This is a genomic window from Fuerstiella sp., assembly GCA_022447225.1.
In the GTDB taxonomy this organism is placed as follows: domain Bacteria; phylum Planctomycetota; class Planctomycetia; order Planctomycetales; family Planctomycetaceae; genus S139-18.
In genome coordinates, this window is record JAKVAZ010000011.1 from 145854 (window position 1) to 169660 (window position 23807).

The following is a 23807-nucleotide window of genomic DNA, read 5'->3' on the forward strand; positions in this document are numbered from 1 at the left end:
TGATTATCTCAATGACTTCTTTAGGCAGGTCTGCCGGGAAGCCGGATTCACGTTGTCAGAATCCAAGTTTATGCGGCATTCTGCAGCATGTGATGGAGGATGTCCAACGGTCTGCCGTCAGTCAATATCTACATATTTGACCATCATGCGGTCTACAATCCTGATCATAGTTTCCCTGAGATTTTTGGGAGCCTGCTGTTATTCATAGAACTTCAGAGGATGCTGAAACTTGGGCTGGTTGCCGGTTGATTGATCTGAATTTTCCACGGTTCAGCCAGGTATCCTGACCGCGTTCATGAACATCCACTTCAACCATTGTCTCAGGGGAGTCAATTCGTAGCAGAGGAATGAAACATTTCGGGCACACTCAGATTGTGTACTCTGCATTGGCCGATATTTTTAGTTCGTTCAGTGCGCAGGACAGGACCCTCAAAAGTTCCTGACCGTCGAACCAGCCTTCGCTGCAATTTTGACAAATATCCGTTTCAGTGATGTGGTTGCTGAGTAGACGGATTTTGAACTGCGTGTGTCGAGACTACAGACAGTGAGGGGCAGGTCCGGTTCTCATCGGATTCATTCCGGAACACGTCAGGATGATCAGCACACCGTTGAAACAGCTGTGAGTCTGTGAATCAATTGACACGTTAATTGACTTCGACACGACTCAGGAATCGATTGGAGCCAGGAATTGATCTAGAATCATGGCGTCCCGCCCGTTTATTTGATGTCGCCAATTTTCCTGATCGAAAAGATTCATGTTCGAATCCGTCGCTGACAGTGATTTTATTCCTGGTGAACATTCTGTCCTCCGGCTGTGGCAGCAGAGGCAGGTATTTCAGCAACTCCGCCGGAAGAACGCGGAAGGCAGGAGGTGGAGTTTTCTGGATGGTCCGATTACGGCCAACAATCCGATGGGTGTCCACCATGCATGGGGACGTACCTATAAGGATACGTATCAGCGTTTTTTCGCAATGACTGGACACGAACTGCGGTACCAAAATGGTTTTGACTGCCAGGGGTTGTGGGTAGAAGTTGAAGTTGAGAAACAACTGGGACTCGGGACGAAAACTGCCGTCAACGAATATGGTATCGACAGATTTGTGAATGAGTGTAAACGTCGCGTTCTGCGTTTTGCGGCCCGGCAGACAGAACAGTCAATCCGCCTGGGTTACTGGATGGACTGGGATGATCCTGACCAGTTGAGGCAGCTGGCGGAGACACTTGGCACGGACGAAGAGGTGACGATCACGGTTCCCAGCGGACTGCAGCAGAAAGGCACCACCAGTCAGCTTGTGGAAAAACTGGGCAGCCCTGGCTGGGGGGGAAGCTACTTTACCTTCAGCACGGAAAACAACGAAACTATCTGGACCTTCCTGAAAAAATGTTTTGATCGGGGCAAGATCTATCAGGGACATGATGTCATGCCCTGGTCCGGCCGGGGGGGGAGTGCGTATTCGCAAATGGAAATTGCCGAAGGCCGCAGGCTGACGACACACCAGTCCGTCTTTGTCCGTTTTCCGATCAGAGATCGAGACAACGAATTTCTACTCATCTGGACCACAACACCGTGGACACTGACGAGTAATGTTGGTGCTGCCGTGAATCCGGATCTGGAATACCTTCGAATCAAAGCGAACAAAGATGATGCCGTCTATTATTTTGCGAAAGAGAATCTGAACTATCAGCGACTGTCGACGGAATTCAAAGAAGGGTTCGGACGTCCGGAATGGAAGTGGCCGAATGGTATTCCAAAGCTCAAGACATTGGCACAAATCTTTAAGGAACAAGGTGGTTTTCAGGAACTGGAAACGATTAAAGGAGGCGATCTCGTCGGGCTGGCCTACGACGGGCCGTTTGACGATCTGCCCGCACAGCAGCTGAACGGCGGGTTCCCGATTGATGAAAATAATCTTGAGGTGACCGGGGCGGACTGGCACCGGGTCATCGATGGCGGGCGAGACTCCCGTGGTAACGCACATGTTGTCGCGGGCGAAGGAACGGGCATCGTTCATATGGCGCCCGGTTGCGGTGATATTGATCACCGGATCGGGACCTCCATCGGGATGCCGATTATCGCACCACTGAAAGACGACGGGACATACAGCGACGAATTCGGCGAATTTTCTGGCCGTGAAGCAATTGCATCCGAAACAGCGGAACTGGTGTTCGGGAAACTGAAAGAGAAAGGTCTTCTGGTCGCGGTTGAAACATATCCACACATTTATCCGCATTGCTGGCGTACCGGTGATGAACTCGTGTTTCGTCTTGTTGATGAGTGGTTTATCAATATGGACTGGCGCGATGAGATCAAAGAGGTCACTCGGCAGATTCGTTGGCTGCCGGACAGTATTGACGGTCAGGATCGTGAAGTGGAATGGCTCACTAATATGAGCGACTGGATGATCTCCAAGAAACGTTTTTGGGGCCTTGCACTGCCAATATGGGTTGATGACGAGACAGGTGATTTTGAAGTCATCGGTTCGCTGGCGGAACTTAAGGAGCGAGCCGTAGAGGGGTGGGATGATTTTGATGGCCAGACGCCTCATCGTCCTTGGATCGACTGCGTCAAAATCCGTAACCCGAACTCCGGTAATCTGATGTCACGGATCGAAGACGTAGGTAACCCGTGGTTGGATGCAGGGATCGTTCCGTTTAGCACAATGCACTACAACCATGACCGTGAAGAGTGGCAAAAGTGGTATCCCGCTGATTTGGTCACGGAGTGCTTTCCCGGGCAGTTTCGCAACTGGTTCTACAGCATGTTGTCTTTGTCGACCATGATGCGTTTCGACGAAGCCGACGATGCTCTTGACAGGAGGCCTTTCAAAACACTACTGGGACATCGCCTTGTTCAGAATGAACAGGGCAAGCCCATGCATAAGTCCGACGGGACCGCAATCTGGTTCGAAGAGGCAGCTGAACAACTGGGCGTTGATACCATGCGATGGATGTATCTGATTCAGAATCCTGCTTCCGATCTGCGGTTTGGTACGCGCCATCCTGAAGATTCGGTGACTCTGCTGACTCCGGACGGTCCCATCAGTCAGACGCGTGAAGGCATTGCGACTGCCAGAGTTACCAGCGGGCCTGCCGATGAAACAAGACGCCGGATTCTGATTCCACTGTGGAATTGCTATAAATTCTTTGTTGACTATGCCGTTGTAGACAAATTTTCCCCGTCAGCTGAATTACGCCGTTCCGTTGCCGGACATTCCTCAACAGCCCGCGATGAGATCTCGGTTGGTGAGCGTCCGGAAATCGATCGCTGGATTTTGTCCAATCTGCAGTCTTTGGTTGAAGTTGCTCATCGGGATTTTCGGGAATACAACGTCGCGTCATTTTGTGAGGCCGCCGAGCGGTTCGTTGATGATCTGAGTAACTGGTACATTCGCCGCAATCGCCGAAGATTCTGGCGCTCCAGAGATGCGACCGATTCGGACAAGACCGCGGCATATGAAACGCTTTACGAAGTACTGGTCACGGTCTGTCGTCTGCTGGCACCGTGTATTCCCTTCCTGACCGAACGCATGTACCAGAATCTGGTTGCAGGAGATGAAGCCTCTCCGGACAGCAGCGTTTTGCCTGTGTCAGTCCATTTGTGTGATTACCCTGTGGTTAATCCCGTTCTGCTGGACGCAGAACTGAATCAGAGAATGGAAGTAGCTCAGCGGGTTGTCCGTCTGGGACATCATCTTCGTGAAGAGAATGCACTTCGTGTTCGACAGCCGCTGGCGGAATTACAGTTTGCTGCATCAGATTCATCAATCGCGAACGCAATTGACCAGCTAGCGGATGTGATTGCTGAAGAGCTCAATGTCAAACAAATCAGCCGTCAGCCGAATCTGGACGACAAAGTTGGCTATACGTACAAACCGAATCTCAGAACACTCGGACCAAAATACGGAAAGCTTCTGGGGGTCCTGCGCAAAAAACTCCCGACACTGGGTGACACGGTTCTTGGCCCGCTTCGGCTTGGTGAAAATTTGAAACTTGAGTTTGATGGTCATACTGTTGAACTCACTCCTGAAGATGTGCTGATCAGCACCGAACAGGCGGCGGACTGGGTCTGTGGTGACGAAGCCGGGGTCCAGGTGGCGATCAGTACGGTGCTGACGGACGACCTGATTCGTGAAGGAATGTCACGAGATTTTGTTAGGCATATTCAGCAGGCCCGCAAAGAGGCAGAACTGCATATTCAGGATCGTATTGAGATCGACTGGTACGGTGAGGACAATTTTATCAAAGCGATGATTGCCGAATGGGGAGAATATATCTGCAGAGAAACACTCGCCGACAAAATTATCCGGAGCGATACGCCGTCAGCCGGCGGGAAGTCGGTGCGAGTCGGTGAGTGCGATGTCACAGTCCGGATCCTGCGAACCATTTGACGAGTTCGGTTTGAGCCAGTTTACAACAGTTCCTGGATTGCTGTGGCCAAGTTTTGCTGCCGGTGAATTTCGTTGGCGATCTGCGTAACGGACGACGTTGTGACGTTGATTCAATGTGCAGGCGTGATTGTCCCTCAATTGAGCAACCCTGACGGATAGGCTAAACCCTTGAGTAATACGGCGATTCAATTGAACGTTTCTGAAGTGTCGGCCCGGCGTGCATACCTTGCCCGGTCACGTGACGGAATCCGGCAGCGAATGGGGACGGACCTTTCTCCTTCAGAGATATGTGAATGGTTTTCTGACCGACTGGACGATCTGTTGATCGCAATGTTACGGCACAGCCTGGATCAACAGGGGGTTTCGGAATCGGCGAGTTTTATTGTGGTCTGTGTCGGAGGCAACGGACGAAGGCGTCCGGTGCCCTGGTCCGATGTGGATCTGTTGATCGTTGTGGCAGCCGGCGCCGGTGAGGAACTCTCTGCTGCACTCAATTCATTTGTGCGCGATTGCTGGGATACGGGAATGGATCTGGGACACAGCATTCGTACACCTGTCGATGTGATTCGCTTTGCATCCGAAGATATCCAGTTTGCTACCTCACTGATCGATATGCGATTGTTATTCGGTGATCCGCAGATTTATCGTGCGCTCAAGGAAAAACTTGACCATCGTATATTCCAGGAGCGCAGCGAGCACTTCGTTGCCCGCTGTGTCGTGTCTCGCAGAGAGGAATGGATGGCGCGTGGTGATTCGGTGAACCAGCTGGAACCGGATCTCAAGAAATCGCCAGGCGGGCTGCGGGACCTTCATTTGCTGCGATGGATTTCGTATTCCCGGTATGGTGATGCCGATCCGTCTACACTTTTGCAACACGAAGTAATTCGCACACGTGAACTCGCTTCGCTGCAGATTGCCGATGAATTTCTCACCGGTCTGCGTCTGGGCCTCCATTGTCGGTCGGAAATTAAGCAGGATGTACTGACACGAGAACTGCAGCTGGAAATGGTGAAAGAAAAAGATCCGCACGGCGTTGACGTACGCGCGGCAGTTTCGGCGTTCATGCGGGAATACTTCAAGAGAACGTTTCCCGTTGCCGAGATCTCCCGTCGTATTTCTGAATCACTTCGTTCGGCGGGACTGCTGACGCGTCTGCGAACAGTACTCATGCCTGGTGCGGGGCTCAAGGGGCTGCCGGTCCACAATGGTGCGATCAATTTGACGCATGCGGGCCTTCAGACTCTCCGGAACAATCCGTCCGGTGTACTGGAAATTTTTGTCTACGGTGCTGAGCGGTGTCTTTCATTGTCACCGGACCTGCGTCTGGCAATTTCACGTCTTGTCGCGACATTTCCGGCAGAGCCATCCCGGATAAACTGCAGGCAGTTTCGAAAGATTCTGCGGTCACGGGCAGGCTTGTGCGAAATACTTCGACAAATGCACGAAACCGGTGTCCTCGAATGGCTTCTGCCACCATTTGCAGAGATCCGGTGTCTGACGCAGTTCAATCATTATCACAGCTACACCGTGGACGAGCACACACTGAAAACAATTGATGAAGTCACAGCGCTGGAGGAAGAGGACTCTCAGCTTGGGTCGGCTTATCGTAACGTTCGTCACAAGGCGACGCTGCATCTTTCTCTTTTGATGCATGACATCGGAAAAGGACGCGAGGGCGACCATTCAGTTATTGGTGAATCGCTGTGTCACGAAATGGGCACGCGACTGCAAATGGCAGAAAACAAAAAGCAGATGATGGCGTTTCTGGTGCGTCAGCACTTGTATATGCCCGATATGGCTCTGCGACGAGACTACACCGACGCCGCTCTCATTGGTGAGTTTGCGAGGATGGTTGGATCTCCGGAACGATTACGCATGCTCTATGTTTTGTGCGCCGCCGACATCAAAGCCGTGGGACCTGGCGTATGGACTGAATGGAAGGCTGAATTGCTGGCAGATTTGTACAACCGCACGATGCAGATTGTTAGCGGTCGTCCTTCGAATCATCTTGAGCGTGAGCGGATTCAGTCGATTCGTGACCACGTGCACGAAGCTGTTGTTCCTGTCGAAGCGGGCCTGTCTGTCGAATGGCCGGCGTGGGTGGATCAGCAGCTGGATGCACTCCCGGTATTTTATCTCATGACAGAGGATCCGGCGCAGATTGCTCGAGACCTGGACGTCATTCAGCATGTGGGTGACGGCGAAGTGCGGGTCAACAGTCTGTACGACGAGGAATCGGACACGGTCACCTACCGAATTTTTGCTGCACCGTGTTATGAAGACGGATTCTTTCACAAGACTGCCGGCATACTAAGCGGGCTGAGAAACAACATCCACACCGCCGTGTCCTGTGGTGCGGCAGATGGCACAATCGTGGCGAGATTCGTTGTGACGGATAACGATTTTGAAGGTAAGGTTCTGCAGAGCCGCATGGATGAAGTGGCGACTGCGGTTTCCGAGGTCCTGACAGGGAGACGGATAGTTGACAGTGTGTTTCGTCGTAACAGTCTGTTCCTGCCGGTGAACCGAGACACAGTGATGATGGCCATCGATCCACAGGTGTGTATCGACAACGACTGTTCGGATCAGTATACCGTGATTGATGTGTTTGCCATGGATACACCGGGTCTGTTGTACACTCTGTCGCGAACGTTATATCAGCATGAGCTGTCCGTTCGGCTGGCACGGATTGCTACAAGTATCGATCAGGTTGTTGATGTTTTTCACGTCACGGATCGTGAAGGCAACAAAGTATGGGATTCCGGTCGACTGGAGTTAATCGTCACGGATCTGCTGGACGGAATTCGGGCACTTCGGGAGAGCGACGAATCACATTGAAGATCTCAGTCATCATTCCGGCGATTGATGAAGTTCAGGTCATAGGTGCTGCGGTTGACAGCGCTGTGTGTGCCGGTGCGGATGAGGTAATCCTGGCTGATGGTGGAAGTCAGGATGGCACTCCTGCCGTCGCGGAAAGCCATGGAGCCAGCGTTATGTCGGCTGAGCAGGGACGGGCTCATCAGCAGAACGCAGGTGCACAGTCTGCCGCGGGCGATGTGTTGCTGTTCCTGCACGCTGACTGTTGCCTGCCGAAATCCGGTTTGTCTGAAATCCGTGGACGTCTGAGTAAAGAAAAATCCTGTGTTGGAGGCTACTTTCGGCAGCACATTGATGGTTCACCTCTTGTCTACCGCTGGATTGAAACAGGGAACCTGCTGCGAGCCGGCATGCTCAAATGGGCATATGGTGATCAGGCGATCTTTGTGCGAACGGACATCTTTCGTGACATTGGCGGATTTCCGGAAATTCCTCTGATGGAAGATCTTTACATGATGAAAAAACTGAAACAGCGGGGAAATCTGATATGTATCGATTCGCCATTGCTGGTGTCGGCACGTCGCTGGGAAAACCGCGGTGTTCTGCGACAAACACTTCGCAACTGGTTGTTACTGGCGGCTGCCCACCTGGGAGTCTCACCGTCCGTATTGTCGCGATTTTATCCTCGAACGACATCATCTAAATGCTGCGGAGCAGCACTTTTGACCATCGCGCCGCTGTTGAGCGGTTCTGCGATCTGACACTGCAGTTCAGATGCATATGAGGATCGGAGGACACGTTCAACGATCTCGTTGGCAGACGTCGGGGAATGAGCAAACACAGCGACAGTGGGTCCCCAGGACGACTGCAACATCGGAAGGTCTTCGAAGTCCGGAGTCTGCGACAGGCGGCGAATGATACTGCTGGAGTAAACGCCTCCCTGTTGTGTTGCAAAGAAGCCTCCGGCGTTTTGACCATACTCTTTCAGAGCATTTCGGAATCCTTCAAATTCGTGAGTTTGAGCGGCCGGTACGATAGACTCTCGAATCAGACACACCTGCTTTTTCACCAGATGTTCGGGCATAGGTCGTTCTTCCCGAAATACTAATTCTTCCCTGTCACCGGAGAGTCCTGCTGATCCGGTTGGCGCAATCAGGACGACGTGCCATTTCTTCGGTAGTTCGCACCTGTGCAGAAGGCGATCGGATTGATCGCCGGGTTGACCGTCATCAACGATAAATCCGCCGTGGTCGAAGCCGAACGTTCCGACGGCCGACCGTCGCATACGATTCAGATCGCCAGCCAGACCCATTGAACTGGCTGGCCGTGGACGTCCACCAGCGACCAGGCCAAGACTTGCAAGAGCGAGTGTGAGTTGTGTACCGGCTCCCAGACCACGGTGCAGTGGTATTTCGTCGCGTACAGAAACGCACAGGCCACGGATACCGAGATACTGACAGAGTTCCGGAAGAAATGTTTCAATCCGTTGGCGGACTTCTGCTGACGCGGCAGTACACGATGAAACCTTTGTCTGACTGGCGGAGATGACCCAGCGCGGAGTACGCAGCATCACACCAATCCCGCCAAAGCGATTCGCCGATGACGGGCCGCCGCAAATCAGACCAAAATGCAGGCGGGCGCCGGTGACAACTTCCACCGAGTTCATAGTGTTTGCTTATACGACTGTTCGATGTAGTTCTGCAGCATGTCAAACGCATCAGTCTCGGCGACTCCACCGGTTTTTTCAACGGCGGACTTCAAAACGGTCATCTGCGCAGTGACATCGGTGTGTGGAAGCAAATGAACGCGAGTTGCCAAAATTGCTGCTTCAAGCACGGCGTGACGGGCACGATTGAAACCAAAAAAAGGTCGCTGTTCACCACAAGCCACAACTTCAGCATTCATCACTGTGCGTTCGTGACTCAGGTCCTGGTCGGTGATGCGAAATTCAAACCAGCGACAGCAATCAAACAGAACCCGACCGTCAATGTGGCTGGCCGGACGGGTTGGTGGAAGTTCTTTCAGTTGTCCGATGGCTGCTTTCGACAACAGGTCAATGGAATCGACGACGTGAAACACCCCGCACGCGGTTTCATTCAGGTTGTGAAAAGTAGTAGATGTCTGGAACGGGCGCAACACGAGATGTCCAAAGTCCCCCTGAACGATCGGGCCCATAGGCGCGACATTAAGGTTTCCTGCGGAGTCCAGACTGGTCACAACACCTTCGACGATCATGTACTGAGTCTAACGAGGGAGCGTCTCAGACCAAGCGAGCAGATGCTTCCCGATGCGCCGTGACTTTGCTGGTTATTCCTGAACCTGACACAATCTGAGCAGGTTTACTGAAATAAGAAGTCCTCAGAGCACGGTCTTTGCGAAGCAGGATAACGGTTGCGTTTCGGTCAGGAAGGTTGAATTCTCAGTAACCGTCCTGATTTGTACGGACAGGCTGGTTGCTGACTACTGCACGATTCCAACATAGAAGCTGAAGATTCGTTCGTCATCGAATACTTCTTTAGCCACAGGGAATCCGAAATCGAACGCGAGGGGGACCTGTCCCATGGCCGGGATCATGATCCGCAAACCCATACCCACGGTTGCTCGGAAGCTGCGGAATGACACCTGGTTGTCAACTGTTCCAAAATCGCTGAAGCCGACGACCTGAACCATGTCATCCGCAGTGACGGGTAACCGATATTCCACTGTGGAAAGCGTCTGAAACGTACCGCCAATACCCACAACGCCGTCCTGTGGCGTCACTCCCCGAAAGGCAAATCCACGAAACGACTGAAAACCACCGGCATAATATCGCTCGAATATTGGTGTGTCGGCGGTCGTGAATCCCATCGTTGTGGACAGGGTCAGTACCTGACGACCGCTGTCATCAGGTCTCCGGAAGAGTGTAAAGTATCGTCGCGCCTCACCGTCAAACCGGGAAAACGTGAAGTCTCCTGCTGCCTGTTCAAACGCAACTTCCATAAAGTGTCCGTCACCCGGCATAATGCTGGCATCACGGGTGTCATTCGTTGCAGACAGACGAATCGTGGACAGAAAATTACTGCCCACAGCGTCGGTCAGAATGGCTGGCGTGGGGATGCGTGGGTTTTTGACGGTGACTTCTTCCAGTCGCAACGTGGCATTCACAGACGCCTCCGGAGACAGTTGCTGACCAAGTCCGATTCGCCCGCCCAGTCGATCTTCCTGCCAGTCGTTGAAGAAACGATTGTAATAGAAACCGCTCAGGCTCAGTGCGTAGTCTGTTTGCATGAAATACTGGTCGACCCAGTTGACGGCGTATCGGCTGACGATGTCACCGGGAGCTGCTTCTGCGCGGAACCGTTGTCCACCACCGCGAAAAGCGCGTCCGTTGACAACATCGGACAAATTCCGTGGTGGAGCAAACAGGTCGAAGTTATTTTCTTCCCAGATAAATGATCCGACGAGTCCGTTGTCGCTGTTGACACCCGCTCCAAACATGATGCGTCCGGTGCGTCCTTCGGTTCCCATCGCATTGATATCGACGTATCCCGGAGGTTGTGCCTGGGATTCGCCGTAGAACGGGCTGCCTTCCAGTACCGTATTGCCCCGACCGGGTCCCTGAGCTCGAATCACCACCGGTTCGGTCGGACGTGTGATGTCCTGGGGCAGCAGCGGGCCCCAGGGCCTGTGGAAAATCTCGGGGTTGACGGGTTGCCAGGAAATGAATGATGCCGGTATCTGCTGATTGTCCTGGTGTGACATCCCGGGCAGATCTTGTTCTGAAGTTTGAACAGCCGGCTCAACGTTTAGGCGACGGCCTTGTGACTGATATGTTGCCGGTGACCGTTGTTTGGGCGGCGCAAACTCACTGTGGTGACCGTTTTTTTCCAGTCGGGGAAGGCGATCAAGTTTTGATGTGAATTCCTCAAGCCATGAGGAGTGAGGTCCGGCGCCCGGCACCGGCTGCTGCCCTCGATATGTTCCGTCAGCTGCAGTAAACATCTCAGTTTCCGGATCGATCCGGACGACATCCAGCTGGACGCCGTTGAAGACCTGGCTGCTGTTGGCTCGACTCTGACCTCGGCGAATCAGTCGTGGGTCAGCCAGATCACCAGGACGTATCTGGAGGTTGTTCAGCAGTACCGTTTGCTTTGTGTAGGGGTTATCGCCCGAAAATTCCGCATTAATGTTGCGCACGTAACGCGGGCGGTCTTCGTCAAACCGGAACACCAGATCAACCTCTCCGGATTTTTCCGTAAATAAGGGTACCGGGACGATGCTGGCGTAATAGTGACCCAGATTCCAGTACGGCGCTAACATCTCACGGACATCCTTCGTCAGACGTCCTGAGTTGAAAAAGTCACCTTCCCGGATCCTCGCATTCTTTCGAAGAGTCTCTCCGGAGAACAGATGGTTGTCTTCAAATTTAATTTGGCCGACTTTGTAACGTGGTCCTTCCGTGACCGAGTACACGGCGCGTACGGAACTGCCATCTTTGGAAAACAACGCTTCAGCTTTTACCTGTGCGTCGAAGTATCCAAGTTTTTGGCAGTAAGCCTTTAATGCCTCTTCATCCTGTTTCAGTGTTTCCGGACGATAGATCCCCTTGATCATTCCCAGAATAGCTGACTTTGTAACAAGATTCTTTTTAAGTGACCCCTTGCCCATCTGAACGGCGCCCGTGATGTCGCGTCTGATGACTCGAACGACCGGGCCTTCTTCAATTTCGATGACTACGTCGCGGTCATCCGGGTGACCGCCTTTTCTGAGTTTCACACGAACGTGGTAGTAGCCTTTTTCCCTGTACTCCTGTTCGATTCGGCTTACTGCCTGTTCGTTGGCTCTGGGATCAAACGGGCTTCCTTTTGCCAGTCCGGTCCAGGAAGTCAGATGCTTGGTTTTGATCTTTTTATTTCCCTCGAACCGGACACTGCGAACGATTGCACGTTCACGTACTTTAAAAATCAGCACCGCACCGTTTTTTGTGTTTTCGTAGCGAGACTGTACATGAGAAAACAGGCGTGTCTGTCTCAGGGTACGTTCGTCTTCCAGAATCATTCGGCCAGTGAGTTGTCGGCCAGGCTGAGTTTTGAGTTTCTGCAGGATCCAGTCTTCCTGGATGGTTTCGTTACCTTCGATGCGTATCTCAACGATGGATTTTGGCACCTGATCGGCGGTCAGCATGTTGCCAAAAAGTGCGAACCACAACACGGTTCCGATGTTCGCCAGGGCACGAATTGCCGTCCGTCGGGAATCGAATCGAATCTGTGTCATGGTGCGTGCAACACCGCCAGTGACCTCATTGAAGTAAGGGATGGCGGATGAAAGAAAAGAGAGACAGAGAGAGGTTCGAAGGGGAATGTCAGTCTTGAGAGAGGGTGTCACACAGTGAGTGACCTGCGCAACCGACGTAGCAATAGCTCAATGTGGAAAATGCCACAATACGAGATCGCTGGCAGCCCGAGCCACTTAAGGTTGAAAGATTGACGATTCACTCCTTTCGGCCGAAATGGCAGTTTCCAATCTTTTCCGAAGACTGTTCATGAGCTCAGGAAAACGAAGATTGACTCATTGACGTAAGGGCATGGTCGACAGTTCGTTAGCCTGTTCCCGAAAAGGTGATCTCCGATGTTGGGTCCACTATCTGCATTACGAACAACGAAATACGCACCGAGTTAAGGCCTGTTGTCACGGGTTCGGCGCACCCCACCGGCTCGAAGCTACTCTCTGTTCCCTGTAAGTCAAAATCGTTAAATCTTCAGAGTGTTATTGATCGGTAAAGTTATGAGGGGCAAGGAGTTATGTGTGGTGAGGTGCAGGCTCTGTTATGGATGCGTCTGATTGCCTCGCAGAGAGGAATGTCTACGTTCAGGCAGCGTCGGACGGGTGCATAAATACATCTCTTGACGGGTAGGGAATGGTGAACCGACGTTCGTCAAATCCGAGCTTAATTCGTTCTGTCAGGTCAAATTTGACATCCCAATAGTCGGTGCTGAGTACCCAGGGCCGGACCACGAAATTCACGCTGCTGTCTGCAAGTTCGGCAACTGCTACGACAGGATTTGGATGAGTCAGGACACGTGAATCGGATTCCACCAATTCTTCCAGGAAACTACGAACCTGCTTTAAGTCATCGCTGTAACCACAACTAACGCTCAGATCGATGCGACGTTTGTTTTCGGCTGAGTAATTGCTGATTGCTCCTCCCGTAATATTTGCATTGGGAACCACAACGCGAACGTTATCGGGTGTCAGGAGAATCGTGCTGAACATCTGGATCTGCACCACTGTGCCACTGGTTGTTCCCAGATCAATATAGTCTCCGACTTTGAAAGGTTTGAAAACCACCAGCATGACTCCTGAGGCAATGTTGCCCAAAGACCCCTGCATGGCCATCCCCACTGCGAAACCGGCAGCTGCAAGGATTGCACTGAGTGATGTCGTGTCGACTCCAAGGCAGCCGAGAGCCGCGATACAGACTGCTACCAGCAGCAGCAGATAGACTACATTCCGCAGGAATCCCAGCAGAGTCTCGTCCACTTGTGCCCGACGAGCGGCCCGGACAATCAATCCGGTTGTAAATTTTGCCACCCACCGTCCAATAACAAAAACAGTGATTGCTGAAACGAGGTCGATGCCATACGTGGTCAGTACGTTGACTGCGTCAGGCGACGTCAGCGCCGCTTTTGGATCTTTAAACAGCAGGTCAAGTAAATACGGCGATTCAACTTCGTCGGCCATCAGAAACAGGTTAATGATCCGCATCGTGTTCTCCGTAACATTGAGCAGACAGTGGTGCCGTACCGGATTATGGCGATTCAGACAAAATCAGGAAATGTGAACTCATGTCAAAGCGATCACCCGTTTTTCATATTTTGCAGCGCAATTCGGGCATTTCTTTGGATGGCAGCGAATCCGGTCCTTTCCAGTGGTGTTCCCTGGAATTGTTCTTGAAACTCGTCTTCAGTCAGCTCCAGTATCGACTGCGGTGTCACGGAATGCAGGTCCGATCGGGGATGAAAAGCCGGATCGCTGTCCCCGGGGGCGAAGCGATTCCAGGGACAGACTTCCTGACAGATATCGCAGCCAAACAGCCAGTTTCCGAAATCAGCTGATAAATCCGGCGGAATCTCGTCTGAACGATTTTCGATGGTGTGGTAGCTGATGCAGCGGTTGGAATCCAGTAAATAGGGTTGAGGAAAAGCGTCGGTGGGGCATGCGTCAATACATCGAGTGCAGGTCCCGCAGTAATCACCCGCATAGGGTTTGTCGTATGCCAGTTGGGCTGTCGTCAGAATGGCGCCCAGGAAGAACCAGCTGCCGATCCCGCGACTGATCAGCATTGTATTTTTTCCGAACCAGCCGATGCCGGCAAGACGGGCGAAATCACGTTCAAGCAGGGGCGCCGTGTCGACTACAATGCGTGACCGAGAATTGGGTACCGCCGTCTGCAGGTGTCCGCTCAGTTCTCTGAGACGTTCGCGAAGGACGCTGTGATAGTCGTGTCCGCTCCACGCGTATCGTGCAATTCGTGCAGTGTCCGGCTGCGGGTCTTTGTTGTGATAATTCATCGCTCCCATTATGACGCTGCGAGTGTTCGGTAGAACGCCGTCAGGATGTTCATAGGCATCGCGGCGACGATGGATCCATTTCATGTCCGCAGCGAACCCGTGGTTGAGCCATTCAAGAAACGGATGAAATCCCGGGGGGGTCACGGCTGCGGCAATTCCAATGTGGTGGAAGCCCAGTTCGTGCCCTCGCTGTTTCAGCATATTCGCAGTGTTTGGCTTGTCCGGCTTAGCAGTCATTTGAGAAAAGACCGGAAAGTCTTGATTCACTAAAATATGGGTCTCTGATGCACAGATCCTGGATTTTCAGTTGGCGACCACACGGCAGGCTTCTGCAACGTCAATGGTTCCCTCATAGATTGCTCGGCCGGTGATCACACCAATTAGGTTGGGTGCGCGATCAGAAATCTGTTTAAGATGTCGAATATCATCCATGGTTGTAACCCCGCCTGAGGCAATGACAGGTAGTCCCATGTCGGCGAGTTTTTCCAGATCGCTGAATGTTGCCTGGTCGATACCCTGCATCATGCCATCGTTGGCGATATTAGTATAGATGACAGCCGAGACCGGGACGTCTGTGAATTTCTGTGCCAGTTCCATGATGGACACCTGTGAAACTTCCAGCCAGCCGTCTGTTGCGATCATTGAATCTTTAGCATCCAGTCCCAGTGCCAGTTTGTTGGGATACCGTCGGCAAACCTCTGCAAACCATTCGGGTTCGCGGAGGGCCCGCGTACCGATAATGACGCGAGCGAGTCCTAATTGATCGATTGCCTGTCGAATACTGTCTTCGGTGCGAATACCGCCCCCCATCTGACAGGGTAAACCGGTCGCTTCAGTGATCTGTCGAACCACGTCGTGATTGACCGGATGACCGGCTTTTGCTCCGTCCAGATCAACCAGATGCAGCCACTCCGAACCTGCGGACTTCCAGCGAAGAGCCATATCGACGGGATCATCGCCGAAAACTGTTTCGTCGCTGTAATTACCCTGACGCAGGCGGACGCATTTGCCGCCACGGATATCGATGGCAGGATAGATCTGCATTGTCAATTTTCTGTGTGATACGCCGCGGCAGACGTCGTAAGAGGTTCCGGCTGAACAAAATTGGAGAGCAGACGGATTCCGGTTGACTGGCTTTTCTCTGGATGAAACTGTGCCGCGGCGATGTTGCCGCGACCCACCATCGATACGAAATCGCAGCCATATTCGGTCGTGGTTACTATCCAGGAGTTATCCGCGGGAACAACGTGGTAGCTGTGAACAAAATAGAACCATGGATTTTTTGGACAGCCGGTGAGTAGCGGGGTTTCCTGAACCGTCCGAAGCTGATTCCAGCCCATGTGCGGAATTTTGTAGTCGGTCGATAAATTGAAACGGCGCACTTCACCCGGAATAATACCGAGTCCCTCGTACTCTCCATCTTCGAACGACACATCGAACATTAACTGCAGACCAAGGCAGATTCCAAGAAAGTGGCGATTTGCTGCGACATGATCCTGAATGACGGTGACCAGATCTTTGGTCCGCAATGCAGCGATAGCGTCTCGAAATGCTCCGACGCCAGGAAGAATTAATCTGTCGGCCTGGCTGATCCGCACAGCGCTGCTCTCAATCTTCGCTGAAACGCCAATTCTTTCAATCGCCTTCTGAACACTGCGGAGATTTCCCATGCCATAATCGATAATGGTGATCGGAGATGTCATGCTGATGTGTTTTCCGCGAGATCTTGATTACAGGTCGAATTCGAAATAATTTTCGGCATCTTTTCTGACTTCGCGACGAGTGAATTCTTCCGGAATGGAAAGGGGTAATCCGAATTCGTTTTCGATGGTGATTTGGTGTTCTGCAACAATCGCGCCAGCAAGTGTTGGATTGTAGAGTAAGCGAAATTCACCATCGTTGCCGACAACGGCGGAGGACGCGCCTCCGTCAAGTGCTGGTCCGTCTCTCTGTTGAATTGGAATGAACCGAATCCGACAGCCATCGAGTGGCTTACCTTTGATCGTTACTTTTCCTGTGACCTCCACCACGGAGGCCTGTGGTCTACTGAGCACGTAGTCCAACAGTAAAAAAGCGAACATCACTGCTGCCACCAGAATGGTGCCATTCTTCAGAATGTACCGGATCAGACTGGCCTGCATTTCTGCCGCCCGACGTTCTTCACGGCTTAATATCGGGACATCCGTGTCTGTTCGTTTCTTTTCGTAACTCCGAGTGATTGCCTCGGCGGCGGTGCCGGCAGTTTCGACACCGTCCAGCAGCGGATTGACCCTTTTGACCGTTTGACTGGAACGCCGTAATTCTTTCTTAGCGAGTTTTTTGTGATGTTCCTTCATCAACTCTGCTACTGAAGGTTTGATTTTGCTGTCTGCCTGAACTGATTCAGTTCGGTCTGATGCCGAATTACTGTTCAGGGTGCTCATCGGGTTGAATTCACCCGTCGAACCTGTTGACGTGTCTTCAGTGGTCGCGATACGTGTGATTTCCAGCGGCATATCGACCAGGTCGTCTTCGGTCAGCAGGGGCTTGGCGTGTTGGGACACGTCCGGAATTGTAAATTCGAACCTGCACTTTGGGCATTTACCTGGCCGACCGGCTTTTTCGACCTTGATTTTCATCACGGAACTGCATTCCGGACATTCATACCGAATTGTCATCTGCAGTCTCCGGCATGTGGCACAGAATCAGGATCGAGGACATGAATTGAGCCGAGGAAAACAACAAAATCGCCTGTCTTGTCTGAACAGGACGCAGCAATATCATCGGTGCGACGACAGGATTCCATTAACGTGGCATCGTCTCCGATAGTGAAACGCAATGCCAACAAAAATCGCCAGAGTCGCTATTATGACGACTCTGGCGATTTCATTCCGATGCACACACCAGTTCGGGTGCAACCAGCACCAGTTATCCAGCTACGAGCGCGGTTCTACCAAGACGTCCTTAGAAGTTGCCGGTTGGGATTCCGGCGTTCATACTACCTAATTGACGCCAGACCAGCGTACTGACTGAATCGCTGACCATGCGAGCCGACCCATCTGCAAGTCCTACCTGGACGCCATTTTCATGAGGTCCTCCCGCTGCTTCAAAGTGTTCCTGTTTGTTGGGAGGTCGGTATGCGCTAAACAATGTTGCCGGGCCACCCCAGCACCAGCCGTCCGAAGCATACTGTTCGAAGGTGCGTGTGAATCCGAACTGGTCATCAATGTTGAGTCCGATGCCGTCGAATCGCTCTGCTTCGGCGATAATCATTGTTTGACTCGAGCCGTCCTTGCAATGCTTGAGTGAGTTAGAAGTGTTCACTCCGAAGAACCCTCTCAAATCCGAGCGTTGATAGATCGGAATAGAATTCAGACCCAGTGCTTCGAGGTCTGCGAACTGTTGCGCATTCAGGTTGTATGTAGACCTGCGCGGGTTGATGTCCGGATTCGAATTTGGATTAAGGGGATTCAGAACGACTGGATTTTGATCCTGCCAGAACAGCAGGCCGGAACCGGCACAGCCTGCGTAGTCATTCCCGCCGCTGCCGACGGTTTCCAAATTCGATAGTGGCGATTGCCAATCGAGGCGGATGCCATCACCAGTCATGGAGGTGCGTCGCGAGGGACAGTAAAACTGTTCGATGTCCCATCTTGCCGGCGGGTTGCCCGCCTCTGTCCACGGAATCAGATTATAATTGATTTCCGCATTACCCCAGACGTTGAGGTCAAACCGCCACAGATTATAGAGGTTCGCCATATCCAGGTAGGGCAGAGTGTGCAGCATCCAGCTGGTACCGTGGAAGTTTGCACCTTGAAAATTCAATGTGGCTTCATCGGGGTCGACTATATTGACCACCACTCCACTAATGACGACCTGTTCGGGAGCTGCCGCGCTAATTTGTCCTGGTGGAAACAGCATGAAGGAATCGTGGTATTCATGCAACGCGAGTACAGTTTGCTTAAGGTTGTACAGACACTGTGTTTTTCTGGCTGCGGCACGGGCATTTTGAACTGCCGGCAGAAGTAACGAGATCAGAATCAGAATAATGAACAAGACGACAAGTAACTCAATCAGTGTGAATCCATGCGATCGTCGACGGCATTTTCGCATAATGAGTTTCCTTAGAATCGTAAACAGAGGCATGTCAACCGACGGTAACCCCAACTTTTCACCAATGGAAGTAATGTGGTTTACCAATCGACATATGATACATTGATCAGTTTATTATTATTATTGTCGAAATTTCAGGATCAAGGCACCTTGAATTCAACAAAATTCTTTCGACAAGGCAAAAAGACCGCTGGTCCGTTGGATCGGTTTATCTGATGGGCACGACTGATATTCAGCGTTTGACTGAATCAGACAGATTGGTTGACAGCTGCACTCAGGGCATAAAAGAAATTCGAATTGTGGCTGTAGGTCTCCGGAATTCCCGAAGAATGCATTGCCGACCCACAGAATTTTGACTTGTTAAATTCGTGTATTTTGAATGATTGACCGGCTTCGGCGGACGGGATGCTGAGCCACCGTGAAATTTGCGAATTGTTGTCGTTGCGTTCACGAGATCACTGAATTTCTGTGAGTGATACGTGGATTTGGCGATAACGATTCTTGTTTATACAGAACATCCGGCCATCGTGTTGTTTTGATTTCATGGAATTTGACTGTTGAATGATCTGCAATGGTCGATTGTTCGGACTGCGGTTGTGTACCTCGCGGTGTTAGCCAGTGTTTTCTGAAACTCACAATTTCCTTCATCCGGCAACGTTTTAAAGTCCTTGAGTACCGATTCACTACAGAAAGTTTGTTTTCGTGAGTACCCGCTGGATCTCCGACCGGTTGCACAGCATCGATGCCTCCGGAATTCGTAAGGTATTTGATCTTGCGGCATCGATGACCGATCCAATTAACCTGAGCATCGGACAGCCTCATTACGATACGCCTCAGGAAATCAAGGACGCGCTGTGTCAGGCAGTTGAAGATGGGAAGAATGCCTACAGTCAGACCCAGGGCATCGGTCCACTGCTCCAACAGCTGCAAACGTATGTCGATGCTGAATATGGGCACAGCAATCGGCAAGCCTTTGTCACTTCCGGGACCAGTGGAGCTTTGATGTTGGCTCTTTGTGCACTGGTGAATCCCGGAGACGAAGTCATTGTCTTTGATCCGTGGTTTGTGATGTATAAACATCTGACCACACTGGCGGGAGGTCGTGTGGTTCAGGTGACGACGTATCCGGATTTCCGAATACAGATCGATTCTGTCAAAGCAGCCATCACAGACCGGACCAGAGTGATTCTGTTCAACAGCCCGGCCAATCCGACCGGAGCGGTCACTTCTGCGGAAGAATCACGTGCACTGGCGGAACTGGCGGCTGAGAATGATATCGCATTGATCAGTGATGAAATCTACAGAGTCTTCTGCTACGACCACGAGTTTCACAGTCCGGCGGAATGGAATCCGGAAACAATCGTGATCGATGGATTCAGTAAGTCGCATTCGATGACCGGACATCGCCTTGGATATGTCCATGGTCCTGACTACGTCATTCAGCAAATGATGAAACTTCAGCAGTTTACGTTTGTCTGTGCACCGCACCCGGTGCAGTGGGCGGGAGTCACTGCGTGGGACGTGGATGTGTCAGATCGCGCCGAGGAGTACCGATTAAAACGTGATCTGATCGTGGCAGAACTGCAGGATGATTTTGAAGTGCATGGTGGTCAGGGAGCTTTCTATCTGTTTTTGAAAACGCCCTGGGGAACCGGTACTGAATTTGTGGCCGAAGCAATCCGTAATAATCTGCTGATCATTCCCGGAAATGTTTTCAGTGACCAGGACACACACTTCAGGATTTCGTATGCCGCCGAGGATGAAGTCCTGAAACAGGGAGCAGCCGTACTGCGAATGCTGGCTGCACGCAACTGATTCAGGCAGCCTGCCGCTGTCGGATCGGTTTCACCAGTCGGTAAACAATCGTATTTCCCTGTTTGCCGGTTACTTCGATGAAATTCATCTTCCGAAAACACCAGGCGGCCTTTTGAGCCAGCCAGCGCGGCATATTGCCCAACTCTGCCAGATCGATCGTCGTGAACCGGGCGTCGACTGACAGGTTGAGTTTTTGCCAGAGCTGTGCAGGAGTGCGGACGGATATCGTCTGTTCAATGCTGACCAGTGTGCGATCCTGAACGCTGTACTTTCGACGCCAGGTCTTTCGTTTGGCGGGCACGCGAATTTCCTGCTGCTCGGTGAGCAGTATGTCCAGCTGCAGATTCGGATGAGGAAACGCGTTTGTAAAATGAACCAGTTCCAGAAAGATGTACGGTAGTGTTTGATGACTGGGACTGTAGCGTGAACTGACGACTTTACCGTTTCGTCGCTGTTTCTTCAGCAGTTTCTTTTTCCACGCCAGCGGTTTGACGACTGTGACTCTGTTTCGCTTTGTGAGCTTTGGAATCTTGTCGCGGATGGCTGCCAGAGACGCGCATTGAATTTCGATCAGTTGGCCGTTGTCGTCAATAGCATCAATACGATAATTGTCCAGGTCCACTTCGTGGCGGGACGGATCGCGTACGTAGCATTCTTTGAGCTGCTGGTGAAGAGAAGTGGCCATCGAAGCATCCGTGCTTCCGGCTGGAGCGGGTGAATTGAGTATTCTGATATCAGATCTGAGTGACAACGCCAAGACGGGTTATGAGCAGAAATCCAAGATGCTCCGGCTGCAGTTTTCCTTTGATGGTTTGATTTCAACGGCGCAGACTGCAACGAAAACAACAATGCTGAGAAACAGGAGGAAGATACTCAGAACGCCGGGAACGGCCAACCCGCTGACAAATCCCATAACGGTGAAAGTCCGTCCGAAGCAGGTGTGAGTCGCCAAGTGTAACCTGTCCTGGGTGAAAGAACGGCAGTGGTGATGCACCGGCACCTTTGTTGCGTGTGAAACCTGAGTGGCTTATCTCTATTTGCTTCCCCTCGGTTTGTCCATTGTTTTCCGGACGACGGGAGTCGGGGTGACCGTGGCGGGAGAGTGTGGTTGAGCTTTGGCTGGTCGTGTTTTCGGACGAGAATTCGCTGTCAGTGAATGGTCTTTGCCGTCTGTTTGGTTGTTGTTCTTGTTGTTATCGGTGGGTGAACTGGATTCCCTGTGGGAAGATTGACTCACCACCAGGTTGATAGTCCAGATTGCAGCAACTGCCATGAGGCCTATCGCACCAGCATCAACGGCTTGACGGACTGCGTAGTTGTCGAACAATCCACAAAAGGTCACGATCACCAGTGATACGAGAACCAGTGTGATGCGATTTTCCCAGGATGTTCGTCTCAACACGAACCCCATGAGTATCAATGCTCCACTGACGATCGTGGTCACAAAGGGGCGATTCCACCAGGTGGTCTGCAGGATTGTTTTGCTGCCCTGGGTGCGAAAGACGGCTGCATTTCCCTGATGAGCAAATTCACTTGAGGTGCTTTCGTCGCCGATCCAGTCTCCCAGTGAATTGGCGACGTTCAGGGCCTGTGACGATTTCGGTGGGTGCAGAATCGACCATGATGGGGTGTGGATTGCCGTCCAGTGTTCCGGTTCACCGGAAACAACCACGTCGTTTGGTGTCCAGATGCCGATTCGCGTTTCCTGGACAACAGTGCTTTTCGAATCGTGGCCGATGCGAGGAGTCCGCAGCAACTGTATACCACCCTGCCCTTCGTAAGGAATTCGGGTCGCGTCGACAATCGGACAACGGAACCGGAACGATAAGAGGAAAGCCCGGTCAGAGGCTTCCTTTCTGGAAATATTGATGTAGTAGGGCTGCCAGCCTTCTGTGGCATCTGTGTCCTCGGCGGGTTCAAGCGTGGTACGGCGATTGTTTAGTAACGGGGCCTGTAATTCACTGTCTGTCGGCACTTCGATTTTTAGTCGCTGTCGTTCGGTGGTGGTGATTTGGTAGCGGCAGCGGTAACTGGCCAGCGGCTGTTTTTCTGTCACGATTTCAATGGCAGCTTTGGACACGACGGTGCCAACGACGTTTTGAACCGGTCGAGACCCGGCTTTGGGAAACCAGTGAACGCTGAATTGCTGCGTGGCGCCCAGAGCGGCTTTGGCCACGCTCCGGGAATTGTTATTGTCCTCCACTGGCAGCAGGAATTCGTGCGGACTGATCCGTATGGTTTGGTTCTGTTCAGGAACAGTGACGTGAAGTTCATTGATGCCGACAATCGGGCAGTTGAGTTCGAAGGAACGTGCTTCCGGTGTGGTCACGACGGAAGCCAGAAGCTCAAGGGTGACCGTTCGCAGTCCCGTTCCCTGCAGCAGCAGATCGTATTCGCCTTCGTTTGATCCTTTGAGAATTGTCTTGTCATCGCTATCGGACGTGATCCTGCTGACAGCCGCGTTTCCGAACGTTAGCGGGAGTCTGGCCCAACCATCTTGTTTGAGGATCGTGATGTCGAATTTAACAGAGATCTTCGCGATATCTTCTTCGATGGCAGCCGTGTAGACGGCTTTCGTGACCACGGCGTCCGGAGACACATCGGCTCTCTGTTTCTTCGAGCGAGTGCTCCGCAGTTCGAAATAGTCGTCATAAGGTACGACAGCCGCAGGGGGCTCGTTATTGAACACGTTGTTTAATGCACCGAATGGTACATAGATCAGACGATTCCATAATTCTGCACCGGGCGTTCCATCTGGGGCCTCCCGGGGCTGTGCGGGAACTGCTGTGGTGGCCCCGTCTGACTCGAGCTCGGAACGCTCATTCGGTGTGTTTTCCTGTGCAGAGGCGGATGTCATCATCAGAACGATAAGCGTTGCTGACGGAAGCCATGGCTGCCGAATTGGATTCATCTTCATGGTCCTGGTTGCAGTTTCGTCGCGTAATGCTGATTGTGGGTGTATGATGAGTTTTCTGAATGGTTGGCGTGTAGTGCAGTTTTTGGGGAATTCTGCAGAATTTACATATTCTGAGAACGAAATATCAGTCAGTGCTGTGTTTCGGCAGGTCTGTTTGTTCCGGTAACGGCGACGAATTCTTCTGGTGGTTGACGCTGCTGTCCGAATGGGGCTTTGGGTCGGAACGAC

The 23807-nt window shown here is 52.1% G+C and carries 16 protein-coding genes; 5 read left to right on the forward strand and 11 right to left on the reverse strand.

Going from position 1 to position 23807, the window contains the following annotated elements; all coding sequences use genetic code 11:
- Positions 1 to 99: 99 nt before the first annotated feature.
- From MK110_13765 to MK110_13780, 4 genes are all read left to right on the forward strand, one after another.
- Positions 100 to 249, forward strand: a complete 150-nt coding sequence (locus tag MK110_13765) for a hypothetical protein (GenBank protein MCH2212366.1) — start codon at positions 100 to 102, stop codon at positions 247 to 249.
- A gap of 506 nt (positions 250 to 755) precedes the next feature.
- Positions 756 to 4388: a class I tRNA ligase family protein gene (locus tag MK110_13770; GenBank protein MCH2212367.1), complete on the forward strand. Its 3633-nt coding sequence runs from the start codon at positions 756 to 758 to the stop codon at positions 4386 to 4388.
- Between the two features lie 189 nt (positions 4389 to 4577).
- Positions 4578 to 7226: a [protein-PII] uridylyltransferase gene (gene glnD, locus MK110_13775; GenBank protein ID MCH2212368.1), complete on the forward strand. Its 2649-nt coding sequence runs from the start codon at positions 4578 to 4580 to the stop codon at positions 7224 to 7226.
- Positions 7223 to 7966, forward strand: a complete 744-nt coding sequence (locus MK110_13780; GenBank protein MCH2212369.1) for a TIGR04283 family arsenosugar biosynthesis glycosyltransferase — start codon at positions 7223 to 7225, stop codon at positions 7964 to 7966. Before glnD ends, MK110_13780 begins: the two co-directional genes overlap by 4 nt.
- On the opposite strand, the gene MK110_13785 is transcribed toward MK110_13780, so the two are convergent.
- The 9 genes from MK110_13785 to MK110_13825 all read right to left on the reverse strand — a co-directional run bounded on the left by MK110_13785 (position 7885) and on the right by MK110_13825 (position 18847).
- On the reverse strand, positions 7885 to 8871 hold the full coding sequence (locus tag MK110_13785) for a hypothetical protein (GenBank protein ID MCH2212370.1): 987 nt from the start codon (positions 8869 to 8871) through the stop codon (positions 7885 to 7887). The two genes, MK110_13780 and MK110_13785, sit on opposite strands and share 82 nt — an antisense overlap.
- Positions 8868 to 9440 (reverse strand): DUF447 family protein, encoded by a 573-nt coding sequence (locus MK110_13790; protein MCH2212371.1) that lies wholly within the window; start codon positions 9438 to 9440, stop codon positions 8868 to 8870. Before MK110_13790 ends, MK110_13785 begins: the two co-directional genes overlap by 4 nt.
- Before the next feature lie 225 nt (positions 9441 to 9665).
- Positions 9666 to 12458: a BamA/TamA family outer membrane protein gene (locus MK110_13795; protein ID MCH2212372.1), complete on the reverse strand. Its 2793-nt coding sequence runs from the start codon at positions 12456 to 12458 to the stop codon at positions 9666 to 9668.
- Between the two features lie 594 nt (positions 12459 to 13052).
- The gene (locus MK110_13800; GenBank protein ID MCH2212373.1) at positions 13053 to 13949 is read right to left on the reverse strand and encodes a mechanosensitive ion channel; all 897 of its coding nucleotides are present in this window, start codon (positions 13947 to 13949) and stop codon (positions 13053 to 13055) included.
- A gap of 92 nt (positions 13950 to 14041) precedes the next feature.
- Positions 14042 to 14992 carry a tRNA epoxyqueuosine(34) reductase QueG gene (queG, locus tag MK110_13805; GenBank protein ID MCH2212374.1) on the reverse strand — a complete coding sequence of 317 codons (951 nt, stop codon included), beginning with the start codon at positions 14990 to 14992 and terminating at the stop codon, positions 14042 to 14044.
- A 66-nt stretch (positions 14993 to 15058) separates the two neighbouring features.
- A complete protein-coding gene (gene hisA, locus MK110_13810) occupies positions 15059 to 15799 on the reverse strand; it encodes a 1-(5-phosphoribosyl)-5-[(5-phosphoribosylamino)methylideneamino]imidazole-4-carboxamide isomerase (GenBank protein MCH2212375.1) in 741 nt (246 codons plus the stop codon).
- A gap of 2 nt (positions 15800 to 15801) precedes the next feature.
- On the reverse strand, positions 15802 to 16458 hold the full coding sequence (gene hisH, locus MK110_13815; protein MCH2212376.1) for an imidazole glycerol phosphate synthase subunit HisH: 657 nt from the start codon (positions 16456 to 16458) through the stop codon (positions 15802 to 15804).
- 27 nt (positions 16459 to 16485) lie between these two features.
- On the reverse strand, positions 16486 to 17412 hold the full coding sequence (locus MK110_13820; GenBank protein MCH2212377.1) for a hypothetical protein: 927 nt from the start codon (positions 17410 to 17412) through the stop codon (positions 16486 to 16488).
- Between the two features lie 286 nt (positions 17413 to 17698).
- A complete protein-coding gene (locus MK110_13825) occupies positions 17699 to 18847 on the reverse strand; it encodes a DUF1559 domain-containing protein (GenBank protein ID MCH2212378.1) in 1149 nt (382 codons plus the stop codon).
- A 702-nt stretch (positions 18848 to 19549) separates the two neighbouring features.
- Between MK110_13825 and MK110_13830 the strand changes: the two genes are divergently transcribed.
- Complete coding sequence (locus tag MK110_13830) at positions 19550 to 20662, forward strand: aminotransferase class I/II-fold pyridoxal phosphate-dependent enzyme (GenBank protein ID MCH2212379.1); 1113 nt, start codon at positions 19550 to 19552, stop codon at positions 20660 to 20662.
- A 1-nt stretch (position 20663) separates the two neighbouring features.
- Here MK110_13830 and MK110_13835 read toward each other — a convergent pair whose 3' ends face one another.
- Positions 20664 to 21347 carry a hypothetical protein gene (locus MK110_13835; GenBank protein MCH2212380.1) on the reverse strand — a complete coding sequence of 228 codons (684 nt, stop codon included), beginning with the start codon at positions 21345 to 21347 and terminating at the stop codon, positions 20664 to 20666.
- 348 nt (positions 21348 to 21695) lie between these two features.
- Positions 21696 to 23573, reverse strand: coding sequence for a hypothetical protein (locus tag MK110_13840; GenBank protein MCH2212381.1), 1878 nt, complete (start codon positions 23571 to 23573; stop codon positions 21696 to 21698).
- Between the last annotated feature and the right edge of the window lie 234 nt (positions 23574 to 23807).